We start from the raw sequence: 15612 nt of genomic DNA, 5'->3' as shown, positions 1-15612 counted from the left end.
TCTCTCTTCTCCTTTTACCATCTATTACTTTTGTTAGCTACTATCTGTTCATTAATTGCATTCTTTCAGATAAACTTAAATTATTCCAAGTAGAAAGCATTTCTGCAATAGTTTTTTGCGATAAATTTAGTTTGAGAGAAGTTTGGCTTTCATTATCCTCATCAATAGCTGCAGACTTTACTTGTGTAACCTCTTCAATGGATTCAGAATCACTGACTTTCTTGGTAAATCTATTTTTTTCATCTTCATTTAAACTAGTTAAACTATTAATAATCTTGCTGGCTTCTTCCTTAGCTAAAGTTAATTTATAGTCGATATTTTGAATTTCTCTGTAAATTGACATTACATAAGTATAAAAAACCTCTTCATTTGTACTTGCTTGGTCTACTTGTTTAAAGAAATCTAACTTTTCATTTGAATTCAAATTAGTCAATTCTTGTATGGCCGTCTTTGCTGCGATTTGTGAATCTGTTAAAAATTGAGCTTTAATATTATTGAAACTCGCCTTTCCATTTAAAATACTTTTCTCTAGTTCTTCAATGTCTGCAACTAGATTTTTTATTTTCGTAGCTAATTCACTCATTTGATAATCTAGCTCGTTTAAGAATTGGTTATATGATTCCAATTGTTTTTGATTTTCTATCAGATCTTGTCGATCTATTTCTCGTTCAAAAGTTGATTGATCTAAACTATCTATTTGAGCTTGTAATCGTCCCAATTCAACTTGAAGACCGTCTATTTGACTATTTCGGAGTTCTTTCTCATTTGTCAATTGATTGATATAATTTCCTGTTTCCATGACTCTCTCTTGTATTTCTGCTAATTGATTCCCAACATTAGATATTTCACTTATCGCTCCTTTTACTGTTATCAATCTAGTTCTTAACTCTTGCTGTTGTTCATCATTCTCTTCAATAGGGTTTAGTTTGTTTTCTATGTCTTCTTTTTCATTAGTTAGATCGGCTATTTTTTGTCGTGCAGATTGATAGATTGATCTTGCTAGAACCAGTTGATAATTCAAATTAGCTTCTTCTTTTTGTTGTTGTATAAGTTCGCTTTCAATAGTGCTTAATCTATTAATTTGTTCATTTAAATCATTTGTTAAAGTGTCTTTTTTTTGAGTTAGTTCTATTTTTTGTCCCTTTAATAACCGCAATTTCTTCTCATCGTTTAAAATTTCCATATCTCTCAAATGTTCTTCTACTTCTTTTTTTGCTTGTCCTATCTCAGTCTTTTTTTCATCCAATGCCTCATAGGCTTTTTTGGTTGCAGCTAAATCATTCTTTTTATTTACTAATGTCGCCATATCTATATTCATGTTTTCTGTCATCATTTTATCTTTCTGAGCCAATTCCTTTTGAATTACAGCCATTTGATTATCTGCCCATTGATAGTTTTTATCTACTACATCCTTTTTGTTACTACTTGAAGTATCATCTGAAACTTGTTGACCAAATGGTTGATTCATATAAATTTTATCAGCAGGAGTTAGCTCTATTTCATTAATTATTTCTCCCTGAGGACTAGTCAAAGTTACTTTCAATCCATTAAATCGAATATTCGTTCCAATGGGTACTGTATATTGACTACCTATTTTAAAACCATTTAGTTCCATTAATTTTTGCCATTTTACATTAATTGCCAGTGAAATATTATAAAATGTATCACCATCTTCAAATATATAGATTGATTGAGCAGCACCCAATCTTGCATTAATACTCTCTATTGAATTCGCAGACCATTCATCCGCGTAAACTGACTCAATTTTCGAATAAAAACTACCTATTAACATTAAACTCGAAAATAGTGCTCCTTTTATTAGCCATAATTTGCCTTTTTTATACATTTTTACACGATACTTTCTTTCTTCATACTTGAACCTATTATTATTTTTTATTTTATTTTTCATGAGCAAAAACCTCCAAATTAGCACTAATTACTACATATAATAGGCTAATTATACTAGAATAATAATTATAGAAAATTCTATATATTTTCACTAAAATAAACAAATAAAAGAATGCCTTTAAACTACGTTTTCTTGTTTGCTTAAATTTCTCCCTTATCATGATAATCAATATCTATCTTTTTTCAAAATCTATGTCATGTATACACCCTTTACACAGCATCCGTTTAATCAGTACACAGGTTTCCATAAACTCCTCATGGAAATCATACAAAATCTCTATTTTCATTGTCTTACTATCTTTAAGCATGTATCGAACCTTTAAAAGTCATATCCGAATTATACCGATAATAAGAGTAACAATTGGATGTAATTGCTTGATAAAATAAAGATGTCGTTTTCAGTTAGCTCGAATATCAATTCAAAAAAACATGCACTTCTAACTAAGACTAAATTAAAGTGAAAAAAGAACGGCGTGAGTCAATACCTTTCACAACCGTATCTGAATGAATTTATGGGTTCATAATTCTTGATTATCAAAAAGTCAACTACATTTTTATTGTTTATGGAAATATCTACGAAAAGGAATCAATAATCTGGCTAGTATCATCCAACATGAGAATAATCTAAATGTTTATGAGGTTCCCCTTTTCTTATTTTGTGGTAGCAAATGTTGGACTGTGAAAATGTTTTTCCATTGATTGATTAACTCTTTTACAAAAAGTAACGTTCCCATATTCGTAATCAATAAATACATCAACAGAGTGGCAACAACTACTGGAACACCTGCTTCCTCAACAATATTTTTTTGGAAAAAAGTCCAGTATCCAATAATAAATAGAACACCACAAACAAAAACAGATGGAATCCAAGCTTTTGTTTTAACATAGAAACTACATCACTAATATATAAAATAATCATTAGTAATGAAAAGGCCAGTAATTGAGTCATAAAACACCTCCATATTTCTTTAAGATACTCGTATCTTAACAAGAATTAATATTCAGAAAATTCTATATATTAAAAAGTTTTATTAACAAATATAGGAATAGATAAAATCACGCCATCCCAGAAATAATAATATTTCGACAAAAATCACAGCACTCAGTAACCCATCCACCTGTGAAAGCGGGTGACTTTTTAACACCTATAGAAGAGGTCCCCACTCACGTACTCCATAAATGGAGCTTTCTAAAAAAATGCTATCCGTCCAGCACTCGCTACTTTATCTTTTCTTATTTTTGAATGGATCGACGTATTCTCGTTTACTTATACTATTCCGAATACGATTATCTGATTCTTACTCTCTTATATATTTTACAATTGTCTTTTATTTCAGACCCATTGTACTGTAAGCGCCGAAACACGAAGTACCTAGACGACTTTTAGCCCGATTGTTATCATACAATCAGGCTAGGGTCGTTTTTCGATTATTTACATTTTTCTTGCACCTTTGCGGCCCAAGGAAGATAGTCGTCCAAATGCTCGGCTGTCAGAACAGGCAAATTCGGCAGTTCTTCAAATAGATACTGAAGATTTTTTGTACTTTCAAGTCCGTTCTGTTCAGCTGTTTTAATGACACTCAAAATATCTCCTGATGTTTGAGCACCGCTCAAACTGGTCGAAAACAACTGGTTTTTTCGACACATCACCAGTTCCTTAACCAATCGCTCGCTTTGATTATTTGTCAGCTCTAAGCGGCCGTCTTTAAATACTCGTTCCATGGCGGTCCGATGTTTGCACATGTATTGGATGGCTTTATCCAATTTTGATTTGGGAACCGCTGGAATCGTCTCGATATAAGAAAACAGCTGATTCAACAACGGACGTAGCTTTTCCTTACGTTTCATCAGTCGTTCTTCAGGAGAGAGCGTTTTCCACTCTTGCTCCTTTTTGAAGCAAGTTTTGAAGCTGCTGAGCACAAAAGCAGCGGGATGTTCTGTTTCTCCCTGCACTTTGGGCATGGCTTCATGAAACTTTCTCCGGACATGAGCCCAACACCGAACGGGAAGAACATTAGGAAAATCATCATAACCAGTATAACCATCACAATGAAGATATCCTTGGAATGAGGCCAAGAATTTTTGAGGAATCTCTTTACTGCGACTCTCCCTGTGATGATAAATCGCCACTGGATGTTCCTGCTTGATAGAATTGCTAAAGACCCAATAATAGGTGTTGGTCTTAGCGCTTTCCAGTACACGATAGCTCGTTTCATCTGCGAACGCAACGTCGCTCTTCATTAGTTCTTGGCGGAATCGTTCCACTAAAAGAGATAAATAGTCTTGTCCCAAACGAATATGCCAGTTTGAGATATTGTCTCGTGAAATAGCCAAGCCCAGTTGTTGCCAATACTCTTCCTGCCGATAGGCAGGAACCTTTTGCTTGAATTTCAAGCGAATCGTTTCGGCTACCACACTTGGCAAAGCCAAGCTGTCAAGCTGTTTTGAAGCAGGGGGCTTTGGGACGGATGCTTTCTTTAGCGAAGTTTCTCCCGAGCGTTCGCAAGTTTTACAACAATAACTATGTTGGACATGTTGGAGCGTTTCGATTCGTTCTTGATGAAAAGCAATCTCATCACGAACCTTTTTCTTTCCCATATCAACCATCAAGGTGCCGTACTGATCACACAGGCGCTCTTCCTCTGGCAGTTCATGATGGACTTCTTTCGTTGGAAGGTCGGTGAGCTTTTGGGCCTTCACACCTTTTTTTCGCTGATGAGTCTTAACGATGATCTCCTCCGCAAGAGGTGGCGGAGCGATTGGCACGTCAAAGAGATCCAAACTCATTTGACCAGAAAGTTGTTCTGGCAAAGATTCTTTGGATCATCCATAGAGTTTATTCGTCAAATAAGTAATTTGTTCTCTAAGCAGTTGAACCTATGCAGTGAGTGTATCGATTACTTTTAATTGCTTTTGATTGGCTGTCATTTGTTTCTCAAGCATGGCGATTAATTGTGCGGTTGTTTCGTTATTTTCATTTCTATCATTTGTTTGATTTGACAAAGAAACACACCGCTTTCTAAATCTATTTCATGTTATTATTATACCATGAAATAGATAGAAAAAGAAGGAGAAATGGCGTGGAAACAACGTTTTCCAACCGTTCTCCTCTATTTGATTTAATTAGAAAACACCTCGCTTTCCGGCTAGAATTGCTTTGAGTTGATTAATGTCCAAGCCTTCCAATAACCAGCGAATCTGCTGGTGCGTGAGACACCGAATTTCTTTTTTTGATCTCGGCCAGCGAAGCTGTCCTTGATCTAACCGCTTGTACAAAAGCAGAAAACCACCTTTTTCGTAATACAACATTTTGAAACGATCTCGTCTGCCGCCACAAAATAAGAAAAGAGCATTGTCGTACACATCCAGATTATACTCATGCTGGACGATGGTAGCCAGGCCATCGATGCCTTTCCTTAGATCGGTTTTTCCGCAAACAATAAAGATATGAGCGACTTTTTGATAATCAAGTATCATGAGCCATCAGCTCCTTCAAGACCGTCTGCACAAGATATTGACTCGCGCCATTGTAGATGAAAATGTCCTGCTTTTCCACCTTGATTTTTATTCCTATTTTGGCAGGAAGTGCGTGTTTTCCTTGCGATTGATCTTCGAGTTTAATGGCAACGACTTCTTGTCTTTCTTTCATAAAGCAACCACCTCCGATTTTTACTTGTACCATCAGTATAATCGGTGGTGGTTATTAATTGTAGGTACTCAGTGGTTCGGCGCTTACGTTTTTCTTGTTTCTCTTACTGGCGCGAGCAAAACTAACTGAAGTCATCAACAAAAAATCTGAGACAGAATAGTGTTCATTCTGTCTCAGATTTGATTTTACACAACTCATCAGTCTTTATTGACAAGTAGCCGATTTAATTTCTTAATTGCGGATGCTTTTAATTAGCCATCTACATCATAGTTCTATAAACAAATAACTTGTGTTTAATTTTTTTCATCCCCTCCCCATCTGTTAATTTAGATATTTTAACTTTTACTTGTTTTGTTTATTGAGTAAATTATGCTCAGTTGCTAATTTTTGAATTTTATCTACTTCTTCCAAAGTAGTTGATCCATCTACTTTAGCGTTGTATTCCTTTTTCTCCACTTCACTTAATGCAGATAATATTCCAATGTATCCCTTGGCTACATTTTTCGAATTATTTAATTCCTGCGCTGCTTTTGTATCTTTATTGGCTTGATCCTGCTTAATAGCTGTTGCTTGTATCTGATTTATCGCTTCTTCTGTTACCGCATTAGCTACTTGACTATTATATGCAGCTTTCTCACTAGCAGTTAGCCCTGTTAATGCATTAATTGCATCCTGTGCAGTTGTTCTGGATTTAGCTAACTCTTTTGCTACCATAAGATCATTATTTTGCTTAACTAATTGTGCTTCATAAGCTTCCACAGCTTCAACTGTAATTCCATGAGTGCCCCAATACGATGGATTTGTTAGATAATAATTCAAGTCATTATTCTTGGTTGATTGAGGTATTTCCGTTAACCCTAAGATTGTATTCAACGCGTTTGCGCGTGCTTGAATTACTAAAACTGCATCCACATTAGAATAAGTCGGGCTGTCGCTAATAATATAATTAATATAATTATTCTTAACTGCTTCGGTTAGATTAACTAGACTTTTGACAGTCGCTTCTGCATTTGCCTGCACTAATTTTAATATATTAGCTTCCACCAACTTTTTATTCGCATTATTTTGTGCATTAGCTTGTGTTTTCGCATTATCTACTCCAACTGTATTAACTGAGCTGTAAGCTACATCCGTAAATGCTGCTTTTTCTTCATCGCTCAGATTTGTCAAGCTACTAATATATTCTTTGGCTGCTACTTTTGCGCTTGCTAAATCTGCTGCCACTTTTTCATTGTAATGATCCGTATTTTTTTTATCGGCTGCTGCTTGAACTAGTGTTAGTTCGTCAGCTGTTTTCGCTTGCTCGATTTGACTACGGAAGGCTATTTGTTCTTCTTTGGTCAAATACAATAAAGTATCTATCTCTGTCTGCGCAGTTAATTTAGTGCCTATAAAACTTTTTTCTGACCTATTAGCTGAGTCTAAAGCTATTGCATCTGCGTAGATTGGGTCAATATCTGTCACAGCCTTTGCTTCATCTATTTTTGTTATAAACAATTGTTTCTCATCATCACTAAGTGCAGTGAGTGAACGCACCGTAGCTTTTGTAAGATTTTGCTTATCTAATAAGGCTTTAGCTATTTTGTTTTCTATATTCGTATCTGATTGCTTAGCTGCAGTCTCTTGAATTTTATCTACGGATTCCTTATCTACCGCTGCCCTAACTTGATTAACAAAGAGTGTCTTTTCTTCGCTACTTAACCCTGTAAGTGCATTAATATCAGTTGTCACTTTCGTTTTTATAGACTGTAATAATTCTGCTACTTGGGTAGTTTCTTCTTTTTCTAGCATACTATCTACATATTGTTGCACCCCTTCTAATGTACTTATGTCCTTATCAATGGTCCATTCTTTATAATACCTAGGATTCCTTGATAATTTTGAAAATGCTTCTAAACCATATCTAGTTAATTGATAGATTGTATTAGTAGCTTCTGCTCTAGCTTGATATAGAACAATATCGTTAATATCTCTTCCGAATGACCCGAACGAAATGTAATTACCATCAATAGTGATGGTAATATCCTTCCCTAAGTAAGATATAATTTGTTTAAACATTGACTTTTGGCCTGTATTCAACTTATCTAACCCATCAATAACTTTTGTTGCAGTTATCTTAGCCATATCAAAAGCTTGGTTATCTATTGCTGTCTTTGCAGTACTATTTTGTGAAGACGCACCCTGAGTTAGCTTAGTTATTTCATCATTGCTTTTCGCACTATCGATTTGTGCTATCCATGCAGATTTTTCAGCATTACTCAAGTATTCAAAAGCACTAATAACCTTGTTAGCAGCCAACTTATTCTCTGCTAACAATCGTTCAATTTCATTACTCTTATTTTGTGCTATAACCGCATTCTTAATTGCAAGAACTTCTGATTGGTCCCCAGCAGCGTCTATTTGAGTAGAAAAGTTATCTCTTTCTTCCTGAGTAAGTTCTGGATAAGTATCAATATCCGTTTTTACTTTTTCTTTAGCTTCTACTAACAATCTAGCTGTTTTATTGACCTCATTCTTAGCCTCTGCATCTTTTTGTGCGGTCACAATACCGTTAATGGTTAGTGCCTCATCTACTTGGTGAAGAAATTCAATTCTTTCTTTATCCTCCAAATCTGTTAGTTGATTAATAGTGTTTTTCGCTGCGCTAATAGAATCTATCAATGTTTTTTTCACTCTATTAACTGCGTCTTGTTCAGTGGCATATATCTTGATTTTATTGACCTCATCCTCGGACTTAGCAGCTTCGATTTGATTAGTAAAGGTTGTTTGTTCCTCCTCACTTAACTCTGCTAAAGCTTTGATAAAACTTTTAGCAGCAGTTCTAACAATAAATAGAGAATGTGAAGCTTTTACTTTTTTATTCAAATCAGCTTGTGCTATGGCATCCTCGGAAATCTGCTTTGTTTCCACCTTAGTCTTAGCATTCTTAACTTCCGCAGTAAAATCATCTTTTTCAGCAGAAGTTAAATAGTCTAACAGTGAAATTACATTAATAGCCTCATTTTGTGCTGTTGTTAGCTCATTTTTTCCCTTAATTTGTTGGTCTAATGTTTTTGCCTCTTCTAAATATTGTTTTGCCTTTTCCACTGTTGTGGTGCTATAGCTAATAATAGATGAAACAAAAGTATCTTTCTCATTTTGTGACAGATAGTTAAGAAATGCTAATTGTTCAATCGCAATTGCTTGAGCTTGATATAACTCTACCAAATCACTACTATTAGCTGCATTAATATTTCTTATAAATCTATCTTTCTCTGTTTCACTAATATGACTTAAATCTTGAATAACTAATAGGGTGTTCTCTTTCAAATTAGCTAGCAATATTGCATTTATTTCATTTTTATTATCTACATTCCGTTGGATAGCTGAATTTTGGATTATTGATACTTCATCCACATTTTTTGCTTTGGTTACCTTCACTTTAAAATTAGTCATTTCTTCTGGAACTAGATATTCTAAATTATCAATCGTAGTTTTAGCTGTTGCTCTTGCATCAGATAAACCTTTCGCTGTAGATTCTATCGTTTCTACTTGTCTTTTTAGTGTAGAATTAGCTATCTTTTCTTTAAAGTCAGCTTTTTCTGTTTCACTAAGCTCCAGTAAATCATCAATTATAGTATTAGTAGCCACTTTTGATTCTGCTAGCAATCGCACATTTTCATGTTCTTTGTTTGTATTATAAGACACATCTTGTACTACTTTAACTGCTGCTGGATCAATCGCTGAAGTTACTTGTGCTAAGAAGGTATTCTTCTCGTCTTCGCTTAGATCTCCAGCTGCTTTAATCGCAGTATTAGCAGTTACTCTTGCATCAGATAAAGCTTTCGCCTTTGCTTTTGCCGTAGTTACATCAGAGATTACCGAAGCGTTATTCACTTCTGATGCAAAGCTATTTTTTTCTGCTTCACTAATTTCTGAGAAGCCATTCACTTCTGTTATCGCTGCTGCTTTAGCTTCTTTTAGTTCTCGTGCTGTTTGATTGATAGTATTTTGCTTAGCAGCTGCATCTTGTACTACTTTAACTGCTTCCGGATCAATCGCTGACATTACTTGTGCTAAGAAGGTATTCTTCTCGTCTTCGCTTAGATCTCCAGCTGCTTTAATCGCAGTATTAGCAGTTACTCTTGCATCAGATAAAGCTTTCGCCTTTGCTTTTGCCGTAGTTACATCAGAGATTACCGAAGCGTTATTCACTTCTGATGCAAAGCTATTTTTTTCTGCTTCACTAATTTCTGAGAAGCCATTCACTTCTGTTATCGCTGCTGCTTTAGCTTCTTTTAGTTCTCGTGCTGTTTGATTGATAGTATTTTGCTTAGCAGCTGCATCTTGTACTACTTTAACTGCTTCCGGATCAATCGCTGACATTACTTGTGCTAAGAAGGTATTCTTCTCGTCTTCGCTTAGATCTCCAGCTGCTTTAATCGCAGTATTAGCAGTTACTCTTGCATCAGATAAAGCTTTCGCCTTTGCTTTTGCCGTAGTTACATCAGAGATTACCGAAGCGTTATTCACTTCTGATGCAAAGCTATTTTTTTCTGCTTCACTAATTTCTGAGAAGCCATTCACTTCTGTTATCGCTGCTGCTTTAGCTTCTTTTAGTTCTCGTGCTGTTTGATTGATAGTATTTTGCTTAGCAGCTGCATCTTGTACTACTTTAACTGCTTCCGGATCAATCGCTGACATTACTTGTGCTAAGAAGGTATTCTTCTCGTCTTCGCTTAGATCTCCAGCTGCTTTAATCGCAGTATTAGCAGTTACTCTTGCATCAGATAAAGCTTTCGCCTTTGCTTTTGCCGTAGTTACATCAGAGATTACCGAAGCGTTATTCACTTCTAATGCAAAGCTATTTTTTTCTGCTTCACTTATTTCTGAGAAGCCATTAACTTCTGTTATCGCTGCTACTTTAGCTTCTTTTAGCTCTCGTGCTGTTTGATTAATAGTATTTTGCTTAGCTGCTTCATCTTGTACTACTTTAACTGCCGCTGGATCAACCGCTGACGTTACTTGTGCTAAGAAGTTATTCTTCTCGTCTTCGCTTAAATCTCCAGCTGCTTTAATCGCAGATTTCACTATTCCCCTAAAATCCGAAAATTTTTGGGCCTCAGTTTGTATAGCTAATACCTCAGGTGTTGTTCTAGCTTCATTTACTCTTTCTTTGAAACTCTCTTTTTCTATTTCACTTAATTCTGATAATGTACTAATAAATGAGTTTGTTTCTTCTTTTGCTCTTATTAGAGCATTTGCAATTATAGTGTTAGTATTTTTAATAGTCGCCTCGGCAAATATACTCTTAATGTTAGATGGCTCAAAAGTATTGTCTACTCGCGCTAAGAATTCTTTCTTCTCATCCTCAGTTAAATCGCTTAACATGTTAATTTTAGTTTTAACATCACTTCTGGTATCAGAAAGTGTTTGCGCGTTTGTTCGTATGTTATCTATTATACTTAGCGAAGATCCATTTACTAGATCCTTTTTAAAGACATCTTTTTCTGCGTTGCTTAACTCTTTAAGGGTATCAATAAAAGCAACAGAGTCTGCTTTAGCTTCTACTAATTCTCTAGGAATCCGTTTCTCGTTATTTTTATCCGTTGCTACACTTTGAACAGCAATAACTGCCTCTTTGTTAGATGCCTTATTTACTTGATCTAAGAAATCCTTTTTCTCGTCATTGGTTAAATCTTCAAACGTATTAATTTCAGTTATAGCGGCAATTCTAGCATCCGAGAACGCTTCAGCATCCGACTGTAATTGCTTTACCTCTACGGCTGTTTTTGCATTTGTTACACTTTGTTTAATACTCTCTTTCTCTATTTCGTTTAATCCAGATAACGCACTAATCGCTTCCCTAGCAAGAGGTCTAGCTGCAGATAAATCTTTTACGTCATTTTGTATTTGGATAACCTCACCCAATATTTTTGCTTCCTGAATTTTTGCCAAAAATGCTTCTTTTTCTAATTCATTTAATTCAGTTAGAGAGCCAATAAGAAGTGTTGCCGAGTCTTTTTCCTCTAACAATTGTTTGATTTCTTTTTGGGTCTCATTTTGTTTCTGAGCTGCATCTAATATAGGTTTAATATCCTTTATTACTTTTATTTGATTAATTTGATTAATAAAATCTTGTTTTTCTACAGCTGTTAAAGCTACTAATGTTGTATTAATAGTATTTTTAGCGTCATTTTTTGCATTTAATAAATCCCTTGCCTCTTTTTGAATACCATTCTGCTCGGTAGCTTGCTGTTGTATTTCTGAAATTCGTTCCGATGTTTTAGCGGAGTTAATTTGATTAATGAACTCTTGTTTTTCTGAGTCACTTAAGGAGGCTAAAACATTTACTACTTGCTCAGCTTCATTTTTTTCGGATTCTAAATCATGTTTTGCCTTATTTACTTTATCCTTATCATTCGCCGCTGTTTCAATATTCTTCACTTCAGAAGGCAAATTCGCTTGTCCAACTTGAGTTATAAACTCAAGCTTTTCTTCGTCAGATAAGTTGCCTAAAGCATTGATTACATTAGTAATATGACGTTTAAGGTTTGGTAAGTTTTTTAATTCTCTATTCTCTAAATCTTGTGCATTAGCTTCATTCAAAATTTGAAGGATTTCTTCATTTGATCTTGCTTGATTAACTCGTTCCTCAAAAGTTGCTTTTTCTGTTGCATTTAAATCGTCTAATAACTCAATTGATATTTTAGCAGATTCTTTAGCTACTGTTAAAACACCCATACTCGCGGCTTCTTTATTGAAGTCGTTTTGTTTCGTTGCTGTTTGGTTGATTATATCTACTTCTTCAGCAGAATTAGCCGTATCTATTTGGTTTTTAAAATGCTCTTTTTCTGTAACTTTTAAGTTGTTTAACGAATCAATAACATTGGAAGCTGATTTTTTTATTAATACTAGTTCCTTGGCAAGCTGATTTTTCTCATCTTGTGCTAGTATATCGTCTTTAACCGTATGAATATCTTCAAGTGAGTTAGCTTCACTGATTTTAACAATGAAATTAGATTTTTCAATTGGAGATAAATTAGTCAAACTAACGAGGCTGTCTTCTACCACCGCTTTTTCTTTATATAACATTACTAACGGTATTCGATTAGTAGCTTCCTCATCAATCAATTTAACATAACTATCTTTGCCTTTAACAGATAAATTAAGTAATTTTGTAATGAAGTCTTTTACTTTGTCCTTAGCCATTTTTAAGGTTATTTTCGTTACTTCGTCTTGATTAGCGGTATCTTGGGCAATTGCATCATTTTTAGTTTTTATAACTCCATCAATCGTTTGATTACTATCAATTTGACTAATAAAGCCTGCTTTTTCTGCGGTACTTAACCCCGTTAAAGTTTTAATTACTTCTGTAGCATCTGCTTTAGTTATGAGTAATGCTTTATTAGTAGCTTTATTTAAAATCTCATTAACTACTGTCTTATCGGGAGCAGTATCTATTTGAAGAACGAATTCGTTCTTCTCATCCTCAGTTAAGTCATTTAATCCTCTAATAGTTGCTTTTGCTTCACCTCTAACATCAGAAAATAACTTTGCTTCACTTTGTATTTGTACTACATCGTTCTTTATTGTAGACTTTGCTACTTTCTCTTTATATCCTGTTTTCTCTACATCGCTTAAATCCGGCAGCTCACTAATTAAATTAATAGCTCTTTCTTTCTCTTCTGCTAATTCTCTAGGGATTCGTAGTGCTGTATTTTTTTCCGTTGCATTATTTAGAATTTCATCCACTTTTATTTTATCATTAGCTATTACTAAATCGTCCATGAATGTTTTCTTCTCATTCTCAGTTAAATCGCTTAAAGAGTTAATAGTAGCTTTCGCATCAACTTTAACATTAGAAAATGATTCCGCTTCATTTTGTAGCCTTGTCACATCAGTAATCGTTGTGGCATTTACTATTTTTTCTTTATAGCTAGCTTTATCTGAGTCACTTAGACCTGGTAACAACTCAATAAAATATTCTGCTTGCTTTATAGCTTTAGGTAATGCTCTTTCTTCACCTGGTTTGATCACTTCACCGTCTGGTTTGGTATCTTCACCTGGTTTGATCACTTCACCTGGTTTGATCACTTCACCGTCTGGTTTGGTATCTTCACCTGGTTTAGTATCTTCACCTGGTTTGATCACTTCACCTGGCTTAGTGTCTTCATCTGGTTTGATCACTTCACCTGGCTTAGTGTCTTCACCTGGTTTGATCACTTCACCGTCTGGTTTGGTATCTTCACCTGGTTTAGTATCTTCACCTGGTTTGATCACTTCACCTGGCTTAGTGTCTTCACCTGGTTTGGTATCTTCACCTGGCTTAGTGTCTTCACCTGGTTTGATCACTTCACCTGGCTTAGTGTCTTCACCTGGTTTGATCACTTCACCGTCTGGTTTGGTATCTTCACCTGGTTTGGTATCTTCACCTGGTTTGATCACTTCACCTGGCTTAGTGTCTTCAGCTGGTTTGGTATCTTCAGCTGGTTTAGTGTCTTCACCTGGTTTGATCACTTCACCTGGCTTAGTGTCTTCAGCTGGTTTGGTATCTTCAGCTGGTTTGGTCACTTCACCTGGCTTAGTGTCTTCACCTGGTTTGGTGTCTTTATTTTCCGCTTCTTTCGCAAGTAATAATTGATTCGCGTCATCTTGCTTATTAACAGTGACTTTCAGGGCTTGGAAATTTGCTTGCGCTTCTGAAATATGTTTCTCTAATGCATCTATAGTTTGGGTTAATTGGTTAATGTTGGCCTTTAACGTATTAATCTGATTTGTCAATTCGTTTAGTTTTTTCTCATCATTAGCTAATTGGGTAGCAGTTTCGGCTGCTGTTTGCGCATTATTTGTTTGATTTGTCGTTGGTACAGCAAGACTATCTAATTGCTTTTGCGCTTGCTCTAGCTGGGCTTGAAGATCCGTTATATGCGTTTGTTGCTCCGCTTGTTGCTTGGTTAGTTCTGTGACAGTATTTGTTGCTTGAACAACTTGTTCTTGTAACTCGTTTAATTGGGTAGCGTTGGCTGTAGTTGCCTCTAGTTCTGCTTGGATAGCCATTAATTTATCTGTTAATGCGGACCGTTGGTCTGCTTGTTCTTCGGGTAGATTTTCTAACTGGACAGTTAGTGCTTGCTTTTCAGTCGTTAAATCCGTCACTTTTTGTTGAGTGACTTGCCGCGCCTGTTCCGCAGTGGCTAATTGTGTGGCAAGATTCTCTTTTTCTTGTTGAGCTGTCGCAAGCTGATTATTCGTTTCGAGCAAGTGATTTTCTTGTAAGCTTAATTCTTCTTGTAACTGTTTAACTTGTTGCATCAGATCACTTTGTTGCTGGTTTAATTCAGCCGCTTTAACACTATTTGCTTGATTGACATCCTTCGTCAAACGTAATTCTAGCTCTTGTTTTTCTTGTTCAAGAGCTTCTTGTTTTTGTACTAAAGCAGCCAATTCTGCTTGCATTTCTAGCAATGATTGTTTTTTATCCGCTAAAGATGCTTGCATCACCTGATTCAAGTTGGAGAGATTATTGGCTTGCGCTAATTTTTGTATCAACTGTAACTTTTCTTCCTCTGTAAAGAGAGGATTCTGCTTAATCGCTGTTTGCGCGTCTAATTTTGCTTGGGTTAAATCAGTTCCTTGTTGATCATTGCTCGTGCTTAACTTATCTGCACCATTAGAGATCGGTAAGCTTGGAGTAGAACTCACTACTGTTTTGGGTAAATCAGAAGTTTGGTTAGCGAAAGTCGCACTAGGTTCTACTTTATCTGCTGGAGTTAGCTGAGCTTCTTTTACTATTTCTCCCTGTTGATTCGTCACTTTAATATGTGATCCATCAAAACTAATTGTTGTTCCTACCGGAACATGGTATTGGCTACCGTCTTCAAACCCATTGAGTTCCATCAATTTTTGCCATTTAACATTTACCGCTAGGGAAATATTATAGAATGTATCGCCTTGTTCAAAAGTATATCTGGATTGATTCATCGACAGTTTTGCTTGAATACTCTCAACAGAATTAGCTGTCCATTCAGCAGCATGAACGGGTTCTGTATCAGTTAACATCAGACTACCTAAAA

General features: G+C 35.5%; 7 protein-coding genes and 1 pseudogene. 1 reads left to right on the top strand and 7 read right to left on the bottom strand.

Features of this window, described 5'->3' with window-relative positions:
* Positions 1-40: 40 nt before the first annotated feature.
* Positions 41-1909 (bottom strand): LysM peptidoglycan-binding domain-containing protein, encoded by a 1869-nt coding sequence (locus IGI80_RS14670; protein WP_438724023.1) that lies wholly within the window; start codon positions 1907-1909, stop codon positions 41-43.
* 584 nt (positions 1910-2493) lie between these two features.
* Between IGI80_RS14670 and IGI80_RS14665 the strand changes: the two genes are divergently transcribed.
* Positions 2494-2607, top strand: coding sequence for a hypothetical protein (locus IGI80_RS14665; RefSeq protein ID WP_438724258.1), 114 nt, complete (start codon positions 2494-2496; stop codon positions 2605-2607).
* Here IGI80_RS14665 and IGI80_RS14660 read toward each other — a convergent pair.
* From IGI80_RS14660 to IGI80_RS14635, 6 genes and pseudogenes are all read right to left on the bottom strand, one after another.
* Positions 2592-2857: pseudogene (locus IGI80_RS14660) on the bottom strand (hypothetical protein); the annotation flags it as partial. The gene IGI80_RS14665 and the pseudogene IGI80_RS14660 overlap by 16 nt on opposite strands.
* Positions 2858-3336: 479 nt before the next feature.
* On the bottom strand, positions 3337-4719 hold the full coding sequence (gene tnpC, locus IGI80_RS14655; protein WP_438724022.1) for an IS66 family transposase: 1383 nt from the start codon (positions 4717-4719) through the stop codon (positions 3337-3339).
* Between the two features lie 66 nt (positions 4720-4785).
* Positions 4786-4911, bottom strand: coding sequence for a hypothetical protein (locus IGI80_RS14650; protein ID WP_438724020.1), 126 nt, complete (start codon positions 4909-4911; stop codon positions 4786-4788).
* Positions 4912-5031: 120 nt separating this feature from the next.
* Positions 5032-5385, bottom strand: a complete 354-nt coding sequence (tnpB, locus tag IGI80_RS14645; RefSeq protein WP_438724019.1) for an IS66 family insertion sequence element accessory protein TnpB — start codon at positions 5383-5385, stop codon at positions 5032-5034.
* Positions 5375-5557, bottom strand: coding sequence for a hypothetical protein (locus tag IGI80_RS14640; protein WP_438724018.1), 183 nt, complete (start codon positions 5555-5557; stop codon positions 5375-5377). Before IGI80_RS14640 ends, tnpB begins: the two co-directional genes overlap by 11 nt.
* Before the next feature lie 342 nt (positions 5558-5899).
* The gene (locus IGI80_RS14635; RefSeq protein ID WP_438724016.1) at positions 5900-15598 is read right to left on the bottom strand and encodes a LysM peptidoglycan-binding domain-containing protein; all 9699 of its coding nucleotides are present in this window, start codon (positions 15596-15598) and stop codon (positions 5900-5902) included.
* Positions 15599-15612 lie beyond the last annotated feature (14 nt).

This window comes from Enterococcus sp. DIV1420a (assembly GCF_051712165.1).
Lineage (GTDB): Bacteria > Bacillota > Bacilli > Lactobacillales > Enterococcaceae > Enterococcus > Enterococcus faecalis.
The sequence above is the reverse complement of the archived record's forward strand: the minus strand, read 5'-3'. Positions and strand labels throughout refer to the sequence as shown.